The sequence below is a fragment of the Rhizobium ruizarguesonis genome, from assembly GCF_012349115.1.
Classification (GTDB): domain Bacteria; phylum Pseudomonadota; class Alphaproteobacteria; order Rhizobiales; family Rhizobiaceae; genus Rhizobium; species Rhizobium ruizarguesonis.
Map to the genome: position 1 here is coordinate 1 of NZ_PQIG01000122.1, position 22,688 is coordinate 22,688.

21 protein-coding genes and 4 pseudogenes are annotated in these 22,688 nt (G+C 59.1%); 12 read left to right on the forward strand and 13 right to left on the reverse strand.

Going from position 1 to position 22,688, the window contains the following annotated elements:
* The 3 genes from C3Y91_RS32535 to C3Y91_RS32545 form a co-directional block, all read right to left on the reverse strand.
* The coding region (locus C3Y91_RS32535; protein WP_168576273.1) for a DNA adenine methylase at nt 1-724 on the reverse strand (724 nt) is incomplete at its 3' end.
* A gap of 621 nt (nt 725-1,345) precedes the next feature.
* On the reverse strand, nt 1,346-1,765 hold the full coding sequence (locus C3Y91_RS32540; RefSeq protein WP_130815751.1) for a hypothetical protein: 420 nt from the start codon (nt 1,763-1,765) through the stop codon (nt 1,346-1,348).
* A 98-nt stretch (nt 1,766-1,863) separates the two neighbouring features.
* Complete coding sequence (locus C3Y91_RS32545; protein ID WP_168576318.1) at nt 1,864-2,994, reverse strand: RHE_PE00001 family protein; 1,131 nt, start codon at nt 2,992-2,994, stop codon at nt 1,864-1,866.
* Between the two features lie 181 nt (nt 2,995-3,175).
* Between C3Y91_RS32545 and C3Y91_RS32550 the strand changes: the two genes are divergently transcribed.
* From C3Y91_RS32550 to C3Y91_RS32560, 3 genes and pseudogenes are all read left to right on the forward strand, one after another.
* Nucleotides 3,176-3,466 (forward strand): prevent-host-death protein, encoded by a 291-nt coding sequence (locus tag C3Y91_RS32550; protein WP_168576274.1) that lies wholly within the window; start codon nt 3,176-3,178, stop codon nt 3,464-3,466.
* Nucleotides 3,463-3,576, forward strand: a pseudogene (locus tag C3Y91_RS32555) (type II toxin-antitoxin system VapC family toxin); the annotation flags it as partial. The gene C3Y91_RS32550 and the pseudogene C3Y91_RS32555, both read left to right, overlap by 4 nt.
* Nucleotides 3,560-4,237 (forward strand): annotated as a pseudogene (locus C3Y91_RS32560) (tyrosine-type recombinase/integrase); the annotation flags it as partial. The pseudogenes C3Y91_RS32555 and C3Y91_RS32560, both read left to right, overlap by 17 nt.
* A gap of 171 nt (nt 4,238-4,408) precedes the next feature.
* Here C3Y91_RS32560 and repC read toward each other — a convergent pair.
* The 7 genes and pseudogenes from repC to C3Y91_RS32595 all read right to left on the reverse strand — a co-directional run bounded on the left by repC (nt 4,409) and on the right by C3Y91_RS32595 (nt 11,426).
* Complete coding sequence (gene repC / locus C3Y91_RS32565) at nt 4,409-5,716, reverse strand: plasmid replication protein RepC (RefSeq protein WP_168576275.1); 1,308 nt, start codon at nt 5,714-5,716, stop codon at nt 4,409-4,411.
* 199 nt (nt 5,717-5,915) lie between these two features.
* Complete coding sequence (gene repB / locus C3Y91_RS32570; protein ID WP_168576276.1) at nt 5,916-6,905, reverse strand: plasmid partitioning protein RepB; 990 nt, start codon at nt 6,903-6,905, stop codon at nt 5,916-5,918.
* The gene (gene repA, locus C3Y91_RS32575; RefSeq protein WP_018071682.1) at nt 6,902-8,119 is read right to left on the reverse strand and encodes a plasmid partitioning protein RepA; all 1,218 of its coding nucleotides are present in this window, start codon (nt 8,117-8,119) and stop codon (nt 6,902-6,904) included. The genes repB and repA overlap by 4 nt, the downstream gene beginning before the upstream one ends.
* A 240-nt stretch (nt 8,120-8,359) precedes the next feature.
* Nucleotides 8,360-8,536 carry a hypothetical protein gene (locus C3Y91_RS32580; protein ID WP_165406694.1) on the reverse strand — a complete coding sequence of 59 codons (177 nt, stop codon included), beginning with the start codon at nt 8,534-8,536 and terminating at the stop codon, nt 8,360-8,362.
* Nucleotides 8,537-9,125: 589 nt separating this feature from the next.
* Nucleotides 9,126-9,497 (reverse strand): nuclear transport factor 2 family protein, encoded by a 372-nt coding sequence (locus C3Y91_RS32585; RefSeq protein WP_130662871.1) that lies wholly within the window; start codon nt 9,495-9,497, stop codon nt 9,126-9,128.
* A gap of 391 nt (nt 9,498-9,888) precedes the next feature.
* Nucleotides 9,889-10,046 (reverse strand): annotated as a pseudogene (locus C3Y91_RS38280) (IS66 family transposase); the annotation flags it as partial.
* Between the two features lie 294 nt (nt 10,047-10,340).
* Complete coding sequence (locus C3Y91_RS32595; protein WP_027688603.1) at nt 10,341-11,426, reverse strand: ROK family protein; 1,086 nt, start codon at nt 11,424-11,426, stop codon at nt 10,341-10,343.
* Between the two features lie 124 nt (nt 11,427-11,550).
* Between C3Y91_RS32595 and otsB the strand changes: the two genes are divergently transcribed.
* From otsB to C3Y91_RS32630, 7 genes are all read left to right on the forward strand, one after another.
* Complete coding sequence (gene otsB, locus C3Y91_RS32600) at nt 11,551-12,330, forward strand: trehalose-phosphatase (protein WP_018070615.1); 780 nt, start codon at nt 11,551-11,553, stop codon at nt 12,328-12,330.
* Nucleotides 12,331-12,530: 200 nt separating this feature from the next.
* Nucleotides 12,531-13,415, forward strand: coding sequence for a helix-turn-helix domain-containing protein (locus C3Y91_RS32605; protein ID WP_018070616.1), 885 nt, complete (start codon nt 12,531-12,533; stop codon nt 13,413-13,415).
* Between the two features lie 221 nt (nt 13,416-13,636).
* On the forward strand, nt 13,637-14,710 hold the full coding sequence (locus C3Y91_RS32610) for an ABC transporter substrate-binding protein (protein ID WP_018070617.1): 1,074 nt from the start codon (nt 13,637-13,639) through the stop codon (nt 14,708-14,710).
* A 72-nt stretch (nt 14,711-14,782) separates the two neighbouring features.
* Entirely contained in the window at nt 14,783-15,604 is an 822-nt protein-coding gene (locus C3Y91_RS32615; RefSeq protein WP_018070618.1) for an ATP-binding cassette domain-containing protein, read from the forward strand.
* Entirely contained in the window at nt 15,601-16,860 is a 1,260-nt protein-coding gene (locus C3Y91_RS32620) for a sugar ABC transporter permease (protein ID WP_168576277.1), read from the forward strand. The genes C3Y91_RS32615 and C3Y91_RS32620 overlap by 4 nt, the downstream gene beginning before the upstream one ends.
* A 26-nt stretch (nt 16,861-16,886) precedes the next feature.
* Nucleotides 16,887-17,615: an SDR family oxidoreductase gene (locus C3Y91_RS32625; protein ID WP_018070620.1), complete on the forward strand. Its 729-nt coding sequence runs from the start codon at nt 16,887-16,889 to the stop codon at nt 17,613-17,615.
* 55 nt (nt 17,616-17,670) lie between these two features.
* Nucleotides 17,671-18,435 (forward strand): SDR family NAD(P)-dependent oxidoreductase, encoded by a 765-nt coding sequence (locus C3Y91_RS32630; protein ID WP_130698809.1) that lies wholly within the window; start codon nt 17,671-17,673, stop codon nt 18,433-18,435.
* A 182-nt stretch (nt 18,436-18,617) separates the two neighbouring features.
* On the opposite strand, the gene C3Y91_RS32635 is transcribed toward C3Y91_RS32630, so the two are convergent.
* Nucleotides 18,618-19,058 (reverse strand): VOC family protein, encoded by a 441-nt coding sequence (locus C3Y91_RS32635; RefSeq protein ID WP_018070622.1) that lies wholly within the window; start codon nt 19,056-19,058, stop codon nt 18,618-18,620.
* Between the two features lie 95 nt (nt 19,059-19,153).
* Complete coding sequence (locus C3Y91_RS32640; RefSeq protein WP_018070623.1) at nt 19,154-19,582, reverse strand: hypothetical protein; 429 nt, start codon at nt 19,580-19,582, stop codon at nt 19,154-19,156.
* Nucleotides 19,583-19,702: 120 nt separating this feature from the next.
* Between C3Y91_RS32640 and C3Y91_RS32645 the strand changes: the two genes are divergently transcribed.
* Complete coding sequence (locus C3Y91_RS32645) at nt 19,703-20,302, forward strand: TetR/AcrR family transcriptional regulator (protein ID WP_130746268.1); 600 nt, start codon at nt 19,703-19,705, stop codon at nt 20,300-20,302.
* Between the two features lie 74 nt (nt 20,303-20,376).
* On the opposite strand, the pseudogene C3Y91_RS32650 reads toward C3Y91_RS32645, so the two are convergent.
* Nucleotides 20,377-21,057: pseudogene (locus tag C3Y91_RS32650) on the reverse strand (sensor histidine kinase); the annotation flags it as partial.
* A gap of 107 nt (nt 21,058-21,164) precedes the next feature.
* Here C3Y91_RS32650 and C3Y91_RS32655 point away from each other — a divergent pair.
* Nucleotides 21,165-22,571 (forward strand): ATP-binding protein, encoded by a 1,407-nt coding sequence (locus C3Y91_RS32655; RefSeq protein ID WP_130704042.1) that lies wholly within the window; start codon nt 21,165-21,167, stop codon nt 22,569-22,571.
* The last annotated feature ends 117 nt before the right edge of the window (nt 22,572-22,688 follow it).

A 22,688-nucleotide genomic window follows, 5' to 3' on the forward strand; every position in this document is an offset into this window, starting at 1 on the left:
GAGGTGGCTCAATTCTCGGTGGAAAAACCGGCTCAGTTCCGCGCGGAAACCAACACTCCGCAGCTTGGAGCCCGTCAATCAGGTCCTGAAGATCTTTTTTCCCAAAAGACCGCCGCCCATACTCGACGAAAGTACGTTCGTGAGCCGTAAAGTAAGGGGGGTCCGCGTAGACGAAGCATCCGTCACCAGCTTGTGCCACGGTCCGTCTGAAGTCTTGATGGCGGAGCTTAGCATTTTGTAGCGCCGCAGAGCATTTGAGGAACAATTCAAGCGGCGGCGTATTTCCCATTTCAAGACCGCCATATGGGACATTAAATTTACCGCTACTATTGGTACGCCAAAGTCCGTTAAAGCAGTTGCGGTTCAAGTACACAAAGAGGACGGCTGCCTCCAACCCATGTGGGTTTAGAGAGTTGAACTGCTCTCGTTTGCAGTAATACTCATCGGGAGAACGGCTCAGCGCGATCACCATAGCATAAAGCTCTGTGGGCCTATCGCGCACGTAACGCATCGTGTTGATCAGATGTCCGTTAAGATCTCCGAGCAGGGCGCTTTTTGGACTTCTTTCGAAGAAAAGCGCCGCTGATCCAGCGAATGGCTCCACATAAAGTAAGTTATCGGCGCTATACGCAGCGGACAGTTGCTTAAGTGCCTTCCGCTTACTTCCTGCCCATCGCAGAAAGCTTGGACCATGACTCGTTTTAGGGAGTGTAGTCGGCTGCATAGAAAACTTCACCTCGAAAACGCTTTCGCAAACCATAGATAGCAGGTGAGAATTGCGCCTTCAACCAAAGGCGGAGGTCAATTCTCGCTAGAACACAGTTTACCGAAAAGTGCCAGATTATCCCTTTCCAGGTAGTTCATCTCGCCGACGAGCTTGGCGAGTGCGGCAGAATCCCTGCCTTGCTCTTCAGGCGCAGACGTCAGCCATCCCGCGCGTTCTTCCCCGAGGACAGCCCATCATCGGTCGAAGACGCTGTCTTTGATCTCAAAACGCTGGGCCTGCTACGCGTCGCGATTGAATATGCGGCTCGTCGGTGGCGCTGGAGGAGGATGCCTACGCAGAGATGGACGGGCAGATCATGGGGTGGGATACGACCGCAGACGCAATCGCGATAGCCCGTTTCATGCTGTCGGAGAACACCGACCACGCACCTGGTTTACATACGAAGACAGGCTGGCCGTTGCGCAGATTCGATCCTGCATTCCGGTGCTTGCTGCCAATTTCCGTGCGGGCGGGACCCGCGAGGTACGGTCGGAATACGTGGTGCACGCGGTCGTTCTTGATGGCGAGGATCGAGCCAAGCTCCACAGTCTGGTCGCAAAGGCTGAACAGAGTGGCTGATCAGCCTGAAAGCGCCTGCGTTGCCCCGCCGATCAAACCGCCGACAAACGAGCCGATCTTGGTGTAAACCGAGATGTCCAGTTCACCCTTTTCGCCGACCTTTTTCTCGATACTCTCACCGAGTTCAGGGTCGGTAGGCTTAGCCTGGATGGCGGCGATTCCTTTCGACGATAGTTGAACCCCATTGAATGCGTAGCCGCCATCGAACTCTTGAACGCTCCTAACCCGAATGAGGCCCTCATCCTTCATCCAATGCAACACATCCGCGAAGGCGTTGACGACGTCTTCTTCGTCACCGATGCGATGGGTCATGATGTCCATAGCATCGGAGGGTTCGAAGTCCACGCGCGACAGGCCGGCGTTGACCAAATGGGATAGTATCCGCCCCATGGTCTCGTAGTGATATTCTATCGTTGACATGAACAATCTTCCCTTACTGACTTCCTTGGGCTACTTGTTTCGGAACCTGGAGAACTTCAAGCGAGCGAGCCATAACATCCTAGACTCAAGCGAGAAAACTAGGTCACCCCCCATGCCCGAAACCTCCCCCTCCCCGTCATCTCCCTGAGGCCGAGCTCCAAAACAATCCGCCGCGCCGCCTGCGGCGTCACCTCGAGCGTTTTCGCCACCATCTTGGCCGACACCAGGGGCTTCGCCATCACCAGCTCGACCAGTTCTGGCAGTTTCGAAGACGTCCGTCGCCCATCGAGCTTTCGCTCCATCATTCTTCGAGCCAGCGCCAGCCGGTCATGTTCTTTGAGCCCGATCTCGGCGGCCGCCAAGAACCCATGGGCGATGGCGAGCAACCGGGTTTCGCGATTGCGGTTCCTGCGCCGATCGACGGCAATGGTTTTCAGGCCGAGATTGATGGCGGCAAGATGCGCACCTGACGTGACGCCGGCCTGGCGCAGGATCGCTGCGGAGAACAGCCGGCCAAGCCACGGCGCGTGCTGGAGGACGGCAAGCTGGTTCCAGGCATCGAGGGCGACGATGGCCTGCAGCATCGCCGGCAAGTTTTCGGCCTGCCGCAACACGCCGCGCCATTCCTCCAGCCGCTCGTCCTCGTCCCAGTCGAGATCATAGACCAGCGGATCGGCCGGAGCCCGGCCGGGCTTCCTGGCCTGCGCGATTGCGGCGTCCGAGCGAGCAAGGACCGCATCGATGGCGGCATAGTCAATGCCGGGCAGATTTTCGATGTCGTCGACACCTTCCCCCTCCCCTCCCCGACCGATCGCGGCTGGGGGTCGAATAACTCCAGCTGTCGTCGCCTCGTCACCGCCGACCGACCCAATCTCTGAGGTTTTCCTCAGCATGCCGATGCTGTCAGCGGAGAGCGCCCAACCCGGTAACTGTGCGGCGATGCGCCGGCGGGTGCGCAAGACATCGCGGGCGACGGTGAGTTCGTGGGTCGGCGTGCGGATGTCGCGGGTGGCGTCGTGAAGGACGAGGTCTTCCAGATGGACGAGTTCGCCGTCGATCCACAGTGAAGCGCAGGCGTCGGCGAAATGGGATCGCTCGATCGATCCTTGGCCGACCGGCGAACGGGCAGTGCGTTCGTCGAGACGCGTGAGAGCGACACCGGCGTCGAAAGCCGGCCGCATCAGGGCACTCATGCTGATTTTCGCGAGATCGTAAGCCATTGAAATTATGGTAAATGATTTGTTACGCGAACTCTATATGATTATTAGGGTTCTTCACATCGTATGACTGCAAGTCGGTGCTCTAACCATCGATAAGTACCCCTTATCGGAAGTCATGCGTTACACAGCTGTTGGACGGCCGCTTTGGCGATGGTATCGTGCTTTACGCCAGAAAATTCCGGAGGTCTCGATGGTCCAGACGATCTATAAGATCAGCGACGCGCGCAAGACTTTCGCAACGGCGCTCGAATTTGCCAACCAGGGCGAAGAATCATCATTCATGAGCGGCAACGAGATCTATGCCCGCATCGGCCCGGCCGATGACGGAAAACGCCCATACGGCCTGCTGCGCCAGCGCGGCCTGCCGGACGATCTGTTCGACGAGGTCGATCCAGAACAGGCGGCAATCGACGCCGGCGACTGGAATGACGATGTCGCCGTCTGGCGGCGCGGCCCAGCCGACCGCGAGCCCAAGGCATGAAGGTTTTGCTCCACAGCCACGCCGTCTAGTGGTGGACAATCGGCAGCGACCGGTTGTCCGGCATGGCCCGGTCGCTGATCGAGGACAAGACCAACAACGTCCTTGTGGCGCGGACTCGATGACGTGTTCACCTCCCCCTGCCCTGAAGTCCGCCATCCGCCTCGCCGTGCGCGCCGTGCCATGACAGTGCCACCGCTGGCGAAACTGCTGGCGACATGCACCAGTGACAGCCTGCGTGACCGGGGATCCTGATGGTCGCCTTCGCCTCGGGCGGCCGCCGGCGCAGCGAAGTGGCCAGTTTGCGCAGCGAGCAGTTGACGATCAAGCCGCCAGTCACGCGTGAGGGCGACATCCCCTCCCCTCCCTGTCGATCCATCTCTGCCGCCCCAAGAATTCCAGCACCAGCCATGACGAGGTCGTCTATCTCACGGGCCGACCACCCGTGGAGGCGCTGCACGCCTGGATATCGGCAGCCAAGATTGAGAGCAGCAGTGGGTTTCGTGGGATCGATCGCTGGGGCAATGTCAGCAGCCGGGCGCTTGATCCGAAGACGGTCAACGACATTGTCAAACAGCGGGTGGCGATGGCGGGGCTTGAGCCGGGAGAGTTTTCAGCGCATGGACTACGGTCAGGCTATCTGACCGAGGCTGCTAACCGGAGAATCCCTCTTCTTGAGGCGATGGAGCAATCCCGCCACCGCTCAGTTCAACAGCGTCCAGCTATTGTAATAATGCCGATCGGCGAAAGGGGCCCGCTGCACGCCTGTTCTGAAGCTTGCACCACTTTGCGGCGGTAGCTACCTGCGAAAACGAAACCTCGCAACCATACGATCCGCAAAACCAAAGACTCCTTTCGAAGGCTTTCGCGCCAGAGCTTTTGGTAGCAGCCTGCAGACTTTTGCCCGAGCTTAGCTACCGGCGCCGCCCGCCCGGAGCCCAAGGCCTATCCAACTTTCCGCCCGGCTGGCGCATTTGCCCGCAGAAGCGCCATCAGCATCGGGCCGATCGCGAATTCGCCCTTTTCGCTTCGCCGCGTCAGGCCACGAAGATAGCCCCCGGCCGAATTAATGTGGCCGCCTCGCTCCAGGATGCATGCCATCACGGTCGCGGCGTTTTCCGGACCCATCACATTGGCGGCCTCTTCGTAGGCCGATGGACTGACGCCCAGCATCGATCGAACGATGACGGCTGCGGCCATCAGATCGCGCCAGTTGCGGATCGCGCCATCTGGCCCATAGGCAAGGATTTCCGGGCAGGCTTGCAGAACCAGGCCGAGTGGGAAGGATTTCAGTCCGCCACCATCATTGCGGACCCCCGGCCGTCGACTTTGCTCTTCCTCCTTCTGCTCGAAGGGGTGGCCTGTCTCACCCCTTCCCTTCGCTGCCGTCACGGACCCTCGGTCGTTGTCTGGCTCAGCGATCGCGCCCTGCTTCGTTTCGAAGCTTGGTTCAAGTTCAGAAGTAGATTCGGGGTTTGAATTCTGTATGTGACGCTCGATATAATCGGCATTGCCGCGCTGTTTTGTTGATTTAACCTGAATTTCCAGCTGGTTAAGAATATTTGTCCGCAGGCCCGTCAATTCATCCAGCAACAGTTCAAACTGTGCTGTCGTCGGCGATCGCGGCAGGCCTTCGATCAGGTCCCTAAATTCGCTGTAGAGACCTTGCCAATCCCCAGGGATGTCTTCTTCAACGGCCGCCTCGATCAGTTTTGCAATGTCACGGCGGCAAAGAGTGATGCGTTCACGCAGACGCTGGACATGCAGCCGCTCAGCCATCACCGAGGCCGCGAGCTGTTCGATCTCGTCGGCACGGGCAAGCAATGGCGCCAGCGAGAAGCCGAACGCCTCGTCGACCTCCCCTGCCCTGTCCCTGCGGACGTAACGCTTGCCGTTGGGGCTGTCCTTGCGCAGCAGAAGACCTGCATCGACGAGCGCGGCGAGGTGACGCCGCACCGTTTGTTCGGCCATGCCATGCGTTCTGAGCGAAAGCTGGATATTCGACGGGAAGACGATCAGACCGTTTCCCTGCGCCAGTTCGTTCTTCGGATAAAAGCTCAAAAGAGCGTTGAGCACGGCAAGCGCCCGATCGCCAATGCCGAGCAGCGGCTTTGCTTCGCACAGCGCGCGAAACAATTTCCACTTATCGACCGACTGATCCGGTTTGATCTCCCCGGCCATGACCTGGCTTGCGAGCATGCCAAGCGTCATCGACCGCCGCCCGAAGGGCGTCGTTACACTTCCGGTTTCCATACCTTCCACCTCAACGAGGCAAAAGAAATCCGCTCACCAAAACGGCGCCAAAAACTCTTGACAGCGATTCTCGGAAGTGCGATTCTCGGAGGTGTTCAGGACTACGAGGAAAGCTTCCGTGACGGTGACGTTCGGGGGCTTTTTTCTTTTGCGCGTTAACTCCTATCCGAATTGTCAGCTGACAACCGGTCTAATTGCCTCATTTTCCTTCATTTTCCTCTTCAAACTCGGCGGCGAGGCCTATCAACCGCTGAGCCAGGAACTCCGAAAACGCCGCCGATTTGACGGTGATGCGAAAGGTTTTGCCGGAGCGGGCCACCAAAGCAAGCGGCGCGCCGCCCTGGGTCCGGAGCGTCTGCTCGGCCCGCTGAGGTGCACTCTTCTCCTCTACCGCCTTCCAGATGACATCGAAGCGGCTGTTGGTATCCAACGTCACGAAACCAGCAGCTCTGATGGCAGCCTGCGCCTTTTTCTGCCCGCCCGTCTCCCTGAATTTCTCGGCAAACGCCAACCAGCGCGGGCGTCCGACCTTGGGGGCCGGCCCGATGGCGAGAATGATCTCGGGATCGATCGTCTGAGCCACCTGCAGGAGCCTTGACGTTTCCGGCTTGTCTGTCGCCAGCGCCTTGGCAATCATGTCACGGCTGAAGCCATGCTCGTCCATGCGGCGTGCAAACAGGGCCCGCTCGATAAAACTCAAGTCGACACGGGGGCCGTTCTCCTGACCCTGTGCAAGGATCAGCTCTTCATCTGTGAGCTTTCGTACAACGGCCTTAACAGGAACCCCGATCTCTGCGGCCGCCCGCAGGCGCCTGTGGCCATAGGCGGCCTGGTAGTGCCCGGCCCTTGCCGGGTCCGGCCGCACCAGAATTGGAACCTGCTGTCCGCTTTCCTGGATGGACTGCTTCAATCGCTCGAACTCGGCATCCTTGTCGACCGGGATGCGGTCGCGGATGAAGGACATTTCGACGGCAGCCGGATCGATCTCCAGCACCTTGTCGCCGGAGGCCAGCGATTCGCGTAGCGCCTTGGCGGCGGCTGCTTCCTCTCCCAGCCGTCCAAGCGACAGGTTCATCGCCTTGACAGCTCCCGATGGCCGATGCGGCTGTTGCACGCTTGGCACCTCCGGTCGAGTCGGCTCGACGGCGCCGACCATGCTCTTCAGGATGTCGCGTCCTTTTGGGCTCATGTCCTGCTCCATGCGCTGCGAATGAGTTGCTCGACCTCGGCATTGACGCTGTCGACGGATTCAACGCCGCGGTCATAGGTCTGGCGATGCATCGTCTCGCGCCCAGCCTCGTAAATTGTCTGCTTCGACAGGCCCGCATCCGAGACCGCTGTCGACTTGACCATCATCGATGTCAGCACGCGCTCGCCGAACAGACTGCGCAGGAAGGCGACGATCTGCGCCTGCGGTCCATCATTGGACTCATAACGGGTGATCAGATAGCGCATCCAATCATAATCGAGATTGCCGCCTGCCTGCTTGACCACAGCCAGAAGGTCGGAGGTCATCGTCAGGAACTGGTTCATCGACGCCACGTCGAGCATCTGCGGATGGACGGTGATGAGAACCGAGGTGGCAGCGCAGAGAGCAGACAGCGTCAGAAAGCCGAGCGTCGGCGGGCAATCGATGATGACGACATCGTAGCTCTGCTCCAGCGAATGCAGCGCATTGCCGACCCGCATGAAGAACATGTCCTTGTCGTCGCGGTTGGTGTCGGCGAGCGCCTTTGGGGTATCGTGTTCGAACTCGTGCAGTTCGAGATTGCCGGGAATGAGATCGAGCCCCGGAAAATAGGTCTGGCGAACGATGTCGGCTACGTCGCGGCGCGTTTCGTCATATTTGATGGCACCGTAAAGCGTCTCATTTTCGCCGACGTCGAATTCGGGCTGATATCCGAGCATCGCCGACATCGATGCCTGCGGATCGAGATCGACGGCGAGCACGCGGTAGCCGCGAAGGGCCAGGAACTGCGCCAGGTGGATTGATGTCGTCGTTTTGCCGGAGCCACCTTTGAAATTGGTGACGGCGATGACCTGGAGATGGTCGCCCGGTCGGCGCATCGGCAGATAGGAGGGTTTGGTGCGCCCGAGATGGTGGCGCATTGCATGGATTTCCTCAAGCGAGAACACTCGTCGACCGGCGGCAGTCTTTTCCGGATTGATGCTTTCCACCTGGGCGGCGAGGTGGCGAACATAGCTGTCGGTCACGCCGAGCAGCTTGGCAGTCTCGGTGCTGCTGAACCGCCTTAGCGATTTGCGGGCGTCGGGCGAAAACAACCGCTCGAACAGCACCTGCAATTGGCTGCTGAGCATCGTCGAGTCCTGTGCGATCGTCTCGTCGATCGAGACTCGCGTCGCTCTCTTGGCTTTCTCAACAATCGCGGCCTTGGTCGGCATTCACGCAAATCCTGATAAATCGGGTCATTTTGCGCAAATGATCGTGAGTCTGCCGATTCCGTCAAGCGAATTCTTGGTTATCCAGTGGTTAACAAACCGGATTCGACGAAAAAATCATGTGGAATTCCGGAATCTTAGCTCAATTGTCAGCTGACAATGGCGGTCGTGTCCGAATCCATAAAGCCAGTCCTAAAGTATCGAGGCACATTTTCGACGCGACTCAGCGTCGTTGCCCGCTGATCATTTATAAGCGGGCGATCGGTACAAGTTTTCGTTTTCCAGCCCACGGACGGGTTCATTGCCAGAAGCCTTGTCACTTCCATCCTGAGTTTCAGAATCGCGGCGCGACGGGGCGAGGCCGAGCATTTGTTCGAGACGACCAGCATTGAGCGGAGCGCTTATTCCCTTGAAGTTCATGATCCATCTTTCGTCTGCGCATGGATTGCGTAAAGCGCAGAGATAAGCGCAATTTGAACCCGCCGAGAACAGGCCAGCGGTGTTATCACCATCTTTTCCGACGCGAAGCAGGAAGTGGAGGGGAGGGGAGGGCCTCTATCTTCCAAGCGCCGCCCCAAAATGCGGCAGCGACGCTAGAGCCCCGGATCACTTCTGTGCGCAGAGATCAAAGAGGGGCCCGCAGAGACGAGCCCGACACACGAAAGGCCGCATCTGCGCAGACACCGGCGAACCGGCGCTGTCTCGGATCATGCGTCATCGCCAGAATTCCGAAATGCCGGCGGCGGGCCTTACTAAAGGCGAAGCTGCTGCGCGCTATCGGGGGAGGGGACGTCTAACCTGAATTTTCTCGCCGATCTAAGTCGGCTGAATGTCGGGGCAGATGGCATGGGAGGGGTAGGGTTTCATTTGCCCAGAGGTCCGATTTGGCCAGGCCATGACACCCGTCCAACCCCATGCCGGCAGTTGAGGGCGAGCAGGGTTATCGACATCCTCGGTGCGTCATGACCGTAACCGGCACTATGGTCAAACCTCGAAGGTTTTGGGCTATTCAGGTTATGATGGTACCCTGGTGGAAGATAATTCGCCACGCGTCTTCGTTTTTCCGCCAGAGTGTCGTTCTGCGAGTTCGGCGATCCGGCTGTTGCAAAATGTAGTTGAGTTGGTAGAGGCCTTCAGCAAGCTGGCGGATCGAGAATTCGGAGCATGACCAGCCTTCAGGTTCCGGCTTTTTGTAAAACTCCAAAAGGTTCTCTATGACGAATTCGCGGTCGTAGGCTTTGCCGCTTGCGCCGATCTCCCAAAAATCATCGGCCGTCATTTTGAGAAGGTCTCCGCGGCTGGTGCCAAGCTCGCGATGATGGAAAAGCGGTTCGCGAGCGCTGAGTTCGCCAAGGATTGCATGGAGATCAGGGGTCAGCATATTCCCTCCTTCAAACGTATATCGACGGCCCATTTCTCTACAGCAACGAGGCTGGTAGAAGATCGTGAACGAGAATGGTGCGGCAGATGCCAAACCTCAATTTGAAGACCTTTTTTCTATCTGCTAGTGGGCATCATCGCAATTATGGTAGCCCTGATGGCTCCCTATATGCTCCGCTATAAGTCTATCCACGAATTCCCAAAGCGTGTTCGCGTTCGGCTGGCACTGACAGCTTTTCCGCTCGGTCTCAGTTTTGTTATCATCGCGATGGAGGCTAGCGAACTCCACTTGAAGGGGCCACAATTTCCGTAAGGTATCGGATGATCGCTTAGAGCGCCCTCGATCATTGGCGTGACTTGCCATGTCACACCCGATAATTCCGCGGCAGGAGTTAGTTGATCTGGCTCTGCCTATGACCATCGACGATAGCGGCGAGCGTGTTGGTCAGGTAGGCCTGCGGATCGCGGCATTGGGCTTGTACATCTCGATGAGCGAGGCGATGGTTGCCCAGTTCTCCGCTCCCGCGTCATGCCCGGCGAAGAGAGTGTTCTAGGCGAATCAGGTCTCGGCGGTTATGCTCAACAGCGCTGGTTGGATTTTGCATTGGTGTCGCAGACCTTGCCACTGGTGCGATAACCCCAGATCCTGCCTGTCTTCCGCAACCAACAACTCTTTCCTAGCGGAACCTATTGGCGCGTTCGCTTCCGTCTGCCGAATTTCTTCTTGTTTACCTGCGGTTTACCATAATCTTTCCCGGCGCCGGCCGAGCCTGCGGCGGTGCGGCGGTGCGGCGGTCGATGCCCGCGCCCCGTCAGCGGGCGCTGCATGGGTCAAAGGTCGAGCCTATCGCGCCTTCGTTCCCTCGCGATTGGTGAAACGAGCGTTGCCCAAACCTGTGCCTATGGTCAGCACGGCCCATCTCGACACGTCGTTCATAAAAGGGATCTGCGACAATCCCTGCACGACGGCGTCGTTGTGCATCATCACGAATGTGCTGTCCTCGCCGATCTCAGGAATGGCCTTCATCAGTGCGGCGGGAAGGTTGAAACTGTCGCTTTCCCAGTTTCCGCCCGGAAGGTTCTGTCCACCACGTTCGATGGAGCCATCGGCTTTGATGATGCCGGGGCATGCGATCCCGATGATAGGCGCCGGCTTGAGATTGGCCTTTTCGGCCTTGCCGATCAGATCGCGCAACATCGCGGCCAACTTCTCGATGGTGGCCGTGCGGCTCGGCTCGTCGTCCGCATGACGCCAGATGGCTGAATCCCAGACGCTCGCATCAGCGAAATTCGGCACGTCGTCCTTTCCGAATTTAACGACGCCAGCGCGAACATTCGTGCCGCCGATATCGACTGCCAGGATCGCCTCATGGCCTTTGAACATCCAGCGCGGCATCAGATGGACCGAGCCGATCAGTCCGGCTTCATCGGGGTGGTGAACGATCGGCACGACTTCGACGTCGACGCCGACCGCCTTGAGAATAACCATGGTCCTGGCGATCGCCAGCTCGCCAAAGCGGCTCTGCCGGAAGCCGCCGCCAACGACGATGCGTTCCGTCTTGACCCAGCGCTTGTCCTTCAGGAACTTTCCGATCACGTCGGCAAAGTCCTGGGCGAAGTCCTCCACCGCCCCCATGACCAAAGCCGCCGCTTCCATATCGTCGCCTTTCAGGAAGGCATCGATCTTCTTCTTGGAAAGCTTCGCTGTCGCGGTCTTGCCGATCGGGTCGTCTCCGACCTTGCGGATGCGTTTTCTCCAATCGTCGAGCTTCTGCTGGAAAGTCTTCTTGTTGGCGTTGTCGCCAACGAAACCATCCTTGTCACGCAGTTCGTTGTTGTAGTCGTCGATCGTCACCAATGGCAGGTTTAACGCGCCATGCGCCAACGGGGCATTGACCTCATCACGGGGCTCGGAACTGCTTTTGGCCATCAATGTACCTTCTACGGCGCGAGTGCTCGAACGGGCGGCGTGATACAACGCGGACTAGCCTCCGTATGTTCCGGAGTCTGAAAGGCCACCTTGTCCTCGTCGGCCGGCGACCTAGCTTCAATGATTGCAGAGTTTGGAGAATGCCGTGCAGGACGACGACGCTACTCAGGAAATGCTTTCACTGGTCTTGGAAGAGCCCGACCACTGGGCGATGTTTCTCGATATCGACGGGACGCTGCTCAATCTTGCGCCCACGCCGGATGCGATCGAGGTCCCAGAAGCGCTTCCGGGACAACTTCATCGCCTGTCGAACAAGCTCGGCGGCGCCTTGGCGCTGGTCACCGGCCGATCACTTTCTTATGCAGACGAGCTGTTCAAACCCTTTGAATTTCCGACGGCAGGCCTTCACGGCGCCGAAATCAGGAACGCCGCAGGAATGCAGACGGTCGAGGCGACAGCTGAGTTTCAGGCACTGAAGCATGCGCTGACCGCGGAAGCCGAGCACTATCCTGGCGTCTTGATCGAGGACAAGGGCGCGGCCGTTGCCGCCCATTACCGGCTGGCGCCCGAATATGAAAAGGTGCTCGAAGACCGCATGCACCATTATGCCGAGCTCGCCGGGCCGAACTGGGCATTGCAGCTCGGCAAGATGGTATTCGAGCTGCGTCCGGCCCGGTCGAGCAAGGGCGATGCGCTGGAGCGGTTCTTCCAGTCCGACCCGTTCAAGAACCGCTGCCCGATTACCATCGGCGATGATCTGACTGACGAGTCGATGTTTGCGATCGCCAATGCGCGTGGTGGCGTTTCCGTGCGCGTCGGCGCGATCGGTGCTCCGAGCTGCGCCACGAGCCGGCTGTCCTCTTCTGCGCTGGTCAGAAACGTGATTGCCGCCTTGGCGGCCTGAGGCACGCCGTTGGGCGATGTACATGCGGATTGCTGTCGTCTTTACGCCGGCTGCGCAGCGTCAATTGTCAAAAAAGTATCGGTTTTAGCCGGGAATCGTGGTGGCGGGCGTGACATGAGCCCATTACACTCCCCTTCAACAATAAAGCCAAAAAGGGAATTTGGCTGGCGGGCCTGGAACCGTCCTCGGAGGAGGAGACAATGGAACCTGACTTGGAAGTCATTCAGATCCGGCCCGGCGAATCTTTCGCAACGAAGGCGCATGGCTATCCCTACCATACGGTTCGCTGGCATTTTCATCCGGAATACGAACTTCATCTCGTCGTGGCGACAACGGGACGCTATTTCGTCGGCGACTTCATCGGCGAATTCGAACCGGGCAACCTTGTGCTTGCCGGGCCTAATCTTCCCCATAACTGGATCAGCGATGTCCCGAAAGGATCGAGCATTCCACTTCGATGCCAGCTCATCCAGTTCAGCGAGAATTTCATCAGCGGCACGATGAAGGTCCTGGCCGAACTCGGGTCCTTCGATCCGGTTCTTGAAGCCTCGCGGCGCGGCGTGCTCTTCGGCGCCGATACCAGCCGGCAGGTAGCTCCCCTGATGAACGAGGTGCAGCAGGCACACGGTGTGCGTCGTATCGAGCTTTTCATGATGATCGTCGGCCTGCTCAGCCGGGCGCAGGATTCCCAGCTTCTCGCCAGCCCCAGCTATCTGCCCGATCCATCGGGCTACATGTCGGCCGGCATCAACAAGGCGCTCGCCTATATCAGAGAGAACCTGACGAAATCCTTCGACGAAGCTGATCTCGCGGCAATTGCTGACCAATCGACCGGCGCCTTTTCGCGCGCGTTCCGACGCCATACCGGCATGTCGCTGGTACAGTATGTGAAACGCCTGCGCATCAATCTCGCCTGTCAGATCCTGATGAGCGATGACCACGCCTCGATCACCGATATCTGCTTCGAGGTCGGCTTCAACAATCTGTCCAACTTCAACCGACAGTTTCTCGCGGAAAAGGGCATGACGCCTTCCCGTTTCAGGCGGCTGTTGGGTGACAATATCAACGTGGCAAAGGCGGCCTAGAGGAGCCGAACGAGCACGGTCCAAACGACCAGGGAGGACAAGGAGGAGGAACGAAAACTGACACTGACTTGAACGCGGGCACGCGATGAGCGGCTCGCGATCGGAGATGCTTGTCCTCAAAAACGTCAAACCACCGGGACAGGCGCGACCGTTCATTCAGCCGAACGGCCACAGCAGACAGTGCAATCACGAACCTACACAAATTTTACCAATGGGAGGAGATGGAAATGATGAAATTCTCAACAAAAGCGGCAGGCGCCGCGGTATTTGTCCTGTCCTTGCTGGGTGGTACTTCCGCCTTTGCGCAAACGGCCGTTGCGGATGCGACAGTGGCATTCCTCATGCCCGACCAGGGCTCAACCCGCTACGAGGAGCACGATCACCCAGGCTTCGTCGCGGAAATGAAGAAGCTTTGCGCGTCGTGCAAGGTTCTCTATCAGAACGCCGATGCCGATATTGCAAAACAGCAGCAACAGTTCAATTCGGCCATCACGCAAGGCGCCAAGGTCATCGTGCTGGACCCGGTGGATTCGGCGGCGGCCGCATCGCTCGTCCAGCTCGCACAGAGCCAGGGGGTCAAGGTCATTGCCTATGACCGTCCTATCCCGAAGGGCAAGGCCGATTTCTACGTCTCCTTCGATAACAAGGCGATCGGCAAGGCAATTGCGGAATCGCTCGTCCAGCATCTGAAGGCTGAGAACGTGCCGACCGATGGCGGCGGCATCCTGCAGATCAACGGTTCGCCGACTGATGCGGCTGCCGGGCTGATCAAGGACGGTATTCACGAGGGTCTGGCGAGCGGTGGATACAAGACGCTTGCCGAATTCGACACGCCCAACTGGCAGCCCGCCAACGCCCAGCAATGGGCCGGCGGCCAGATCACCCGTTTCGGTAAACAGATCGTCGGCGTGGTCGCCGCCAATGACGGCACCGGTGGCGGCGCCATCGCAGCCTTCAAGGCGGCGGGTGTCGATCCCGTGCCGCCGGTGACCGGCAATGATGCGACGATCGCCGCGCTGCAGCTGATCATATCAGGGGATCAGTACAATACGATCTCGAAGCCCAGCGAAATCGTCGCGGCTGCCGCTGCCGACGTCGCCGTGAAGCTCCTGGCCGGAGAAACGCCGAAGGCCGAAATGACGCTCTACGACACGCCCGCACAGCTCTTTGTACCTGCGGTCGTCACTGCCGAAAACCTCAAGGCCGAGATCATCGACAAGAAGATCAACACCGCCGAGGAGCTGTGCACCGGCCGCTATGCCGACGGCTGCAAGAAGCTCGGCATCACGAAGTAATCGAGCCAAGGGAAAGCGCGGCCGGGCCACCGGTCGCGCTTCCGATCTTCGCTTTTTTCGAAAGGCCAGGCGATGTCTGAAACCTCTCATATTCCTGACCCTTCCCGTCAGCCTGTGCTCAGTCTGCGGGGAATATCGAAGAATTTCGGGGCGGTGTCGGCGCTCACCGATATCGAACTCGACGTGCATGCCGGCGAGGTCGTGGCGCTGGTGGGCGACAACGGCGCCGGCAAATCGACGCTGGTCAAGATCCTGGCCGGCGTGCACCAGCCAAGCTCGGGCACGATCCTGTTTGAGGGCAGGCCGGTGAACCTGCCGAGCCCAAGTGCTGCTCTCGGGCTCGGCATTGCAACGGTGTTCCAGGATTTGGCACTTTGCGAAAATCTCGACGTCGTCGCCAACATCTTTCTCGGCAAGGAGCTCAGCCCCTATCAGCTCGATGAGGTGGCCATGGAGATCCGGGCCTGGCAGCTCTTGAACGAGCTTTCGGCCCGCATTCCAAGTGTGCGCGAGCCCGTCGCCTCGCTTTCCGGCGGACAGCGCCAAACAGTGGCGATCGCTCGATCGCTTCTGCTCGAGCCGAAACTGATCATGCTCGACGAACCCACGGCTGCACTCGGTGTTGCCCAGACCGCTGAAGTGCTTGACCTCATCGAGCGCGTGCGGGAGCGCGGCCTCGCTGTCATCATGATCAGCCACAACATGGAGGATGTGCGCGCCGTTGCCGATCGCATTGTCGTCCTTCGCCTCGGCCGCAACAATGGCACCATGCCGCCTGACGCATCCAACGAGCAGCTCGTCAGCGCCATCACCGGTGCATCCAACAATTCCGTCTCCCGCCGCGCGTCGCGCCGCCAGGCGCAGAGCCAGCAGAACGAGGAGGGCAGGCCATGATGAAGACCATCGAGAATGATCCGGCGGCACCGGCGCTGCTCGACCGGCGTGATGAGAGAGTGCACCATGACGACAGTTTCGGCGGCTCGATCCAGGCCTTTTGGGATCGCATCCGCTCCGGCGATCTCGGTTCACTGCCGGTCATTGTCGGCCTGGCGATCATCTGGACGGTGTTCCAGGCGCTCAATCCGGTGTTTCTCTCCAGCAGCAACCTCGTCAACATGCTGTTCGATTGCTCGACAGTCGGCGTCATCTCGCTGGGTATCGTCTGCATCCTGATGGTGGGTGAGATCGACCTTTCCGTCGGCTCCGTCAGCGGCTTTGCCTCGGCGTTGGTCGGCGTCTTCTGGGTCAATCAGGGTTGGCCAGTGGTCCTGGCAGTCCTCGCCGCCATGACTGTCGGCGCCCTGATCGGCTCGCTCTACGCGTTTGTCTTCAACCGCTTCGGCATGCCGAGTTTCGTGTCCACGCTGTCCGGGCTGCTCGCGGTTCTCGGCCTGCAGCTCTATATCCTCGGAGCGACCGGTTCGATCAATCTTCCCTATGGTTCCTGGCTGGTGAGTTTCGGCCAGATCATGGTCATGCCGGACCCGATCGCCTATCTGCTGGTGGCACTTGCCGGCATTGCCTACTTCGTCGCCAGCTACCGTACGTCGGCGCGCCGGCGGGCGGCCGGACTGTCGGCGAAATCGGCCCGCGGGCTGCTTCTGCGCGCCGTCATCATCACACTCGCCCTGGAAGCTGTCGCATTCTATCTCAACCAGTCGCGCGGCATTCCGTGGATGTTCGGCCTTTTCGTCGGGCTCACCGCCGCCATGAATTATGCGCTGACGCGCACCAAATGGGGGCGCTCGATGCATGCCGTCGGCGGCAACAGGGAAGCAGCGCGCCGCTCGGGCATCAACGTCTCGCGCATCTATACGAGCGCCTTCGTCATGTGCGCTCTGCTTGCGGCAACCGGCGGCGTTCTCTCTGCCGCCCGGCTGGCAACGGCAAGTCAGCAGGCCGGCACCGGCGACGTCAATCTCAACGCCATCGCCGCGGCGGTCATCGGCGGCACGAGCCTGTTCGGCGGGCGAGGTAGTGCCTATTCAGCCCTTCTCGGCATCATCGTCATTCAGTCGATTGCCAGCGGGCTGACGCTTCTCGATCTGTCATCGTCGCTTCGATACATGATCACCGGCGCCGTCCTTGCCGTCGCCGTCATCGTCGACTCGCTGGCACGCCGATCGCGGATCTCCCACGGCCGAGCCTAAACCAACCAGAAAACCAGAGGAAGAAAATGGGACAGGATCTGTCTGGAAAAGTCGCGGCCGTCACCGGAGCGGCGTCGGGTATCGGCCTTGAATGCGCCAAGGCTTTGCTTGTCGCGGGCGCTCGGGTCGTGCTGGTCGACCGAAATGAAGACGCCTTGAAGGAAATCTGCTCGAAACTCGACGCAAACGCCATTCCCTTGGTCATTGATCTCACGGATCCGAAAAGCGTCGCACGGATGATGCCTGAGATTCTGGAAAAAGCCGGCCAGCTCGATATCTTCCATGCCAATGCCGGCTCTTATATCGGCGGCGAAGTGCTGGGCGGAGATCCTGATGCCTGGGACCGGATGCTCAATCTGAACATCAATGCCGCCTTCCGCTCGGTGCATGCCGTTCTGCCGCATATGGTCGAGCGCAAGACCGGCGATATCATCCTGACGAGTTCCGTTGCCGGCATGATCCCGGTCGTCTGGGAGCCGATCTACACCGCCTCGAAACATGCGGTCCAGGCATTCGTCCATACGCTGAGGCGGCAGGTGGCCAAGCATGGCTTGCGCGTCGGCGCCGTCGCTCCAGGCCCCGTGGTCACCGCCCTTCTCAGCGACTGGCCGCAGGAGAAGCTGGATGAGGCGCTCGCCGCGGGCGGCCTGATGGAGGCGAACGAAGTGGCAGAAGCGGTCCTCTTCATGCTGACGCGCCCACGCAACATCACGATCCGCGATCTTGTCATTCTGCCGCAAAGCGCCGACATCTGACGAAAGTGCGATCGCCTTCAACACTCGCGGAACGCCTACTCAAGAGGAGACGGCCATGATCTTCGACAGATTTCGCCTGAACGGACAGGTGGCACTGGTGACCGGCGGCACGCGCGGCATCGGGCTTGCCATCGCCGAGGCGCTCGGCGAGGCGGGCGCCAAAGTCATCATCACGGGCCGAACCCGCAATGCAGCGGCGGAAGACCGGCTCTCCAAGGCCGGCGTCGATTGCGATTTCGTTGCCGCCGACCTGATGAAGGAAAGTGCTGCCGACGAACTCGTCACTGAGAGCCTCTCACGGGCGGGGCGGCTCGACATCCTCGTCAACAATGCCGGTATCGCCATTCATGGCGACAGCGGCGAGTTCTCCGATGCCATCTGGCGCGAGATCATGACCGTCAATGTCGACGCCGTCTTCCGCGCCTGCCGCGCCGCACTCGCACCCATGCGGCGCCAGGGCGGCGGCGTCATCCTCAATATCGGCTCGATGTCGGGGATCGTGTCCAACATTCCGCAGAACCAGGTCGCCTACAACACCTCCAAGGCGGCGGTCCACATGATGACGAAGAGCCTCGCCAGCGAGGTTGCCGCTGAAAACATCCGCGTCAACGCCATCGCCCCCGGCTATATCGAGACCGATCTGTCGCGCGGCGGCATCGACAATCCCGACTGGTTCCCGACCTGGCGCAGCATGACCCCGATGGGACGCGTCGGGCAGCCGGAGGAGGTGGCGGGTGCCGCCTTGTTCCTCTGTTCGGCAGCGGCAAGTTATGTCACCGGCGAAGTGCTGGTTATCGACGGCGGTTATACGACGCGCTGAAACGCGAAGACGGGATTCGGGGAGGGTGGCTCGCAGCCGCTTGGTTGGGGGCGAGTTTCTCCTCTGCCATCCTGCCGATTGTCCTCTGCGCGCGATGTTCTGAATGATTGCTACACAGACGCCGACACTTCGCGGGTATCGGGGCGTTATCGTCTCACACTCGCGCAGAGCACATGCTCAGGCTAGAACAGGGTGTCGTCCGAAAACCGCTCACACTTTTCGGCATCATGCTCTAGGCAATCGAGCATCCACTGGACACCAAAGCGATCCGTGAGCTTGCCGTAATAGCTTCCCCATGGCTGGACGGCGAGTGGTGTCGTGATCTTGCCGCCCTCGGCCAGCCGTGCGAAGAGGCTGTCGGTACTGTCGCGGTCGTCCATGATCAGCATGTGGGCGGAGCCTCGCATCGGCTCGGCATCATGATTGTCCGAAGCGAAGAAAAGAACATCGGGTCCTTCGAAGCGGGCATGCATCACCTTGCCCCGCATGGCGTCGGTGGCAACGGGCATCCCGTCTGCGCCGTGGCGCTTCAATTGCGTGATCTGGCCAAGCCCGCATTCGGTGTAGAAAGCAAGCGCCTCTTCGCAACCGGTGGAAAAGAACAGATAGTTGGCAAGCTGCATGGCTTGGCTCCGTCAAGTCGCCGGACCGTGAGGTCTTGGTGTCGCCGGCCCGGCGTTGCATCAAGTCTGAGATTTCCGAGCGTACGCCGCGATCGTTACGAGGCGGCAACCGCACCCCGGATGGCGCCGACGAGATCGGCATTGTTATAGCTGCGGCCGGCGATACCCCAGGCCCCTTCAGGCGCGTAGACGATGTTCGACCATATATGTTCGCGCTTGAGCCGGCCTTCGGCGGCCTGTTCGATCACATCGGCCGCTTTTTCGAAGAAGCACTGTTTTGCTTCAGCGCTCACCAGCGCCATCTCAGGCAGCTTGAGCTCGACGAAGGCTGCATCGATCGGCTCTCCCCCGGCAAGCACATGCTCCCGCGGCAGCACGTTGATCGTACCGATAATATTGGCTGTCATGAAGTCATTGCCGGTCAAGCCGGCGGCATCGAGCACTGCCTCCGTCAATCCGGCAAAGGCTTGGGCCTGAGCCCGTTGCGAAAGCAGGCCTTCAGGCACGGTGAGTGTGATAGGCATCGTATATCTCCCTGTTTGAACCGTGACCGCTTCTGATATATACCGATCACTCTTTATGCATACACATCGATCACTCTCTTAGCAAGACATAAAGAGCGATCGCTCTTAAAAGGGACATACATGCGATACAGTGCCGAACATAAGCAGGAGACCCGAACGCGCGTCATTGCCGCGGCTGGACGGGTTTTCAGACAGGAAGGCTATGGCGGCGCAGGCATCGATGCATTGACCAAGGCGGCAGGCGTGACCAACGGTGCCTTCTACGGACATTTCAAGTCCAAGGGCGAAGCCTTTCGCACCGCCGTGCTGGCGGGCCTCGAAGAGCTGCGGCAAGGAATTGCGGCGCTAAAGGCCAGTCAACCGAAAGACTGGCTGACGACATTCGTCGGTTACTATCTTAGCTATAAAAGAACCTGCGATCTGGGCGAGAGCTGCGCTCTGCCGAGCCTTTCCCCCGACGTCATGCGCGCAGACGATGAAACACGAAGCGCCTATACAGCAGAACTCAAACGTCTCATCGAGGAAGTTGCGGTCGGCTTGCCGGAGGGTGAGATATCCGGTCAATCCAAAAGGCGCCGGGAAGATCAGGCGATCTTGCTGCTCGCCATGCTCAGTGGCGGTGTGACCCTCGCCCGCGCTGCTTCCGACCCGGCGTTGTCCAAACGCATTGCAGATGTCATCGCGCAGGCTGCGCTGACGGCGATAGAGCCTGGAAACTGATCCACTCGCTTGAAGACATTGCCTTGCTCAGGGGATCGTCTTTCGGCGCGGTGCTCCCATCAGTCTCTGGAACGTCAGCTCGGTCCCGGGATGGTGATTTCGAACTCGGCACCGGCGCCGGTCGTCGGCAGCAGGCGGATCGTACCGCCATGGGAGCTCAGCATGGCGCGGACGATACCGAGGCCCATGCCGGTACCGCCCTGCTCGCGGCGGGTTGAGAAGAACGGCTGAAAGATGCGTTGGCGATTTGCCTCGGAAATACCGGTGCCGTCGTCACAGACGAGAATGACGGCTGTTCGGGCGTCGGCCGATACTCTGAGTTCCAACAGCGTGGCGCCGTGCTGAAGGGCGTTTTCGGCAAGGTTGGCAAAGGCGATACCGGCGGCCTCGGGAGGAAGAGCAATCGATATGTCCGTATCCCCTCGGCTGGAAATATTGAGGGCGGGAAATCTTTCGCGCAGTGAGGATATGGTGTCGGCGACGCTGCTGCTGCCCTCGGCCACCGACGATTCCGCTTGTGCAAGGTCCCTCAGCCGCTGCAGCAATGCATCGAGCCGGACGGCGTCGGCGACGATGTTGTCGAGAAAGTGCAAACGCTCAGCCTTCGTCATCGGCCTTTCCACGTCATCGTCGCGTAAAAGCTCTGCGGCTCCCCGGATGGCCGTCAGCGGCGATTTCAGCTCGTGGGAGACATGGGCGGCAAAGGAACTGATATATTCGGTGCGATCGACCAGTTTTCCGGCGAGATCGAGGAAGCGTCAAATGCTACCTTATTGCGCTTATATATCGGGATTACACTATTTCCGATTACTATAATTTCAATTACTATAAAATCAATTATGTTAATTGAAGGGCGCTTCATATGAAGTTTCTAGGCAGGGGTCGTGAGCTGGCGCGGTTCAAAGAGGAGCTGGATGCCGCGCGTCCATCACTTGTCATTCTCTACGGTCGGCGGCGTGTCGGCAAATCCAGGTTTCTTCGCGAATTGGGCAAAAGCCGAAAGGAGATTTACTTCCAGGCCACACGCGTCTCCTCTCTTTTGAACCTCGAGCAGTTCAAGATCGAAGTCGCAAACGTTTTAGGTGCACTGCCAGTGCTTGAATCGTTGCCGAGCTGGGAAGGTGTCTTCTACTACATTGCCGAGCACACGCGGAACAATCCGGGCCTGCTGATCACCATCGACGAGTTTCCATATCTGCTTGACGGCGACCCGGCGCTGCCTTCGATCCTGCAGAAATTCTGGGATTCTGGCGCACCTGCGGATGGCGGTCTGAAGCTCATTCTCTGCGGGTCATCCATATCCCAGATGCAGGATCTGTTGGCGGAAAGGAATCCACTGTACGGACGACAGACACTGTCCTTGGATATGAAACAGCTCCCCCTCACGGATGTGGCGCGCTTTTTCCCGAAATACGACGCCGAAGCGATCATCAGCACTTACGCCATATTCGGGGGAATACCGCATTATCTTCAACTCTGTAACCCGGACGTTCCGTTGAAGGACAACGTGGTCAAGTTGCTGCTGACCGAGACTGGAACTCTTGTCGACGAGCCGAACACGCTTCTCCAGACTGAACTTCACGAGCCTGGCTTCTACTCCAGCGTCCTCGCGGCGATCGCCGACGGTTGCAACACGACGTCGGAGATCGCGAGCCGACTGGGCGTAAAGGTAGAGAAAATTACACCGTACGCCGCGAAGCTGGTGGCGCTCCACCTGATATCGAATACGAAGTCGTTGGATGTGGATGAGAAGGTGAGAAATCGTAGGTTTCGGCTCGACGACAGCCTGATCTCATTCTGGCATCGGTTTGTACGGCCCAGCCTGACCGCGATCAGCGGTGGCTTTGGAGAGGAGGTATACAGACACGTGGTGGCGCCGGGCTTCTCGGAATACATGGGTATTGCCTTCGAAGCTATCGCGCTCGAGTACGCCAGGATTCATATCCAGGAAAAACTCGGCCTTCCTGCAAAGGAACTGGGCCAGATATGGGGACATTCGGACTTCGATATCGACGTTGCGGGAAGACTCCTGAATGGCGAATATTTCTACGGCGAGTGCAAATGGACAAACGCCGATATCGACATGGGGCATCTAAGACAGCTACGTGAAAGATCCGAGAGAACGAGATACGGCAGAGGAACGGCCGGAAAGCATTTCTTGCTCTTCAGCAAGGCAGGATTTTCGACCGACCTAATCGATTTCGCAAAAGATGAAACACGGCGGGTTCACCTACTGACGCCTAACGATCTCGTTAGAACTAACCAGTAAGCCTGCCTGTTGGGGGTGGCGATGCCTACGGTAGGCCGACGTATCGGACACCCCCAATTTCCCAAAGACGCTGCATATTTCCCGACATCCTCGGCAAGCCGCAAGGGAATGACGAGC

Bases quoted from the DNA above. Each gene is read 5' to 3' on its own strand.
- C3Y91_RS32540 (WP_130815751.1), bottom strand. From the start codon at position 1,765: ATGTCAACGATAGAATATCACTACGAGACCATGGGGCGGATACTATCC.
- C3Y91_RS32550 (WP_168576274.1), top strand. From the start codon at position 3,176: ATGGTCCAGACGATCTATAAGATCAGCGACGCGCGCAAGACTTTCGCA.
- repC (WP_168576275.1), bottom strand. From the start codon at position 5,716: ATGGAAACCGGAAGTGTAACGACGCCCTTCGGGCGGCGGTCGATGACG.
- repB (WP_168576276.1), bottom strand. From the start codon at position 6,905: ATGAGCCCAAAAGGACGCGACATCCTGAAGAGCATGGTCGGCGCCGTC.
- repA (WP_018071682.1), bottom strand. From the start codon at position 8,119: ATGCCGACCAAGGCCGCGATTGTTGAGAAAGCCAAGAGAGCGACGCGA.
- C3Y91_RS32580 (WP_165406694.1), bottom strand. From the start codon at position 8,536: ATGAACTTCAAGGGAATAAGCGCTCCGCTCAATGCTGGTCGTCTCGAA.
- C3Y91_RS32585 (WP_130662871.1), bottom strand. From the start codon at position 9,497: ATGCTGACCCCTGATCTCCATGCAATCCTTGGCGAACTCAGCGCTCGC.
- C3Y91_RS32595 (WP_027688603.1), bottom strand. From the start codon at position 11,426: ATGGCCAAAAGCAGTTCCGAGCCCCGTGATGAGGTCAATGCCCCGTTG.
- C3Y91_RS32605 (WP_018070616.1), top strand. From the start codon at position 12,531: ATGGAACCTGACTTGGAAGTCATTCAGATCCGGCCCGGCGAATCTTTC.
- C3Y91_RS32610 (WP_018070617.1), top strand. From the start codon at position 13,637: ATGGAAATGATGAAATTCTCAACAAAAGCGGCAGGCGCCGCGGTATTT.
- C3Y91_RS32615 (WP_018070618.1), top strand. From the start codon at position 14,783: ATGTCTGAAACCTCTCATATTCCTGACCCTTCCCGTCAGCCTGTGCTC.
- C3Y91_RS32620 (WP_168576277.1), top strand. From the start codon at position 15,601: ATGATGAAGACCATCGAGAATGATCCGGCGGCACCGGCGCTGCTCGAC.
- C3Y91_RS32625 (WP_018070620.1), top strand. From the start codon at position 16,887: ATGGGACAGGATCTGTCTGGAAAAGTCGCGGCCGTCACCGGAGCGGCG.
- C3Y91_RS32630 (WP_130698809.1), top strand. From the start codon at position 17,671: ATGATCTTCGACAGATTTCGCCTGAACGGACAGGTGGCACTGGTGACC.
- C3Y91_RS32635 (WP_018070622.1), bottom strand. From the start codon at position 19,058: ATGCAGCTTGCCAACTATCTGTTCTTTTCCACCGGTTGCGAAGAGGCG.
- C3Y91_RS32640 (WP_018070623.1), bottom strand. From the start codon at position 19,582: ATGCCTATCACACTCACCGTGCCTGAAGGCCTGCTTTCGCAACGGGCT.
- C3Y91_RS32645 (WP_130746268.1), top strand. From the start codon at position 19,703: ATGCGATACAGTGCCGAACATAAGCAGGAGACCCGAACGCGCGTCATT.
- C3Y91_RS32655 (WP_130704042.1), top strand. From the start codon at position 21,165: ATGAAGTTTCTAGGCAGGGGTCGTGAGCTGGCGCGGTTCAAAGAGGAG.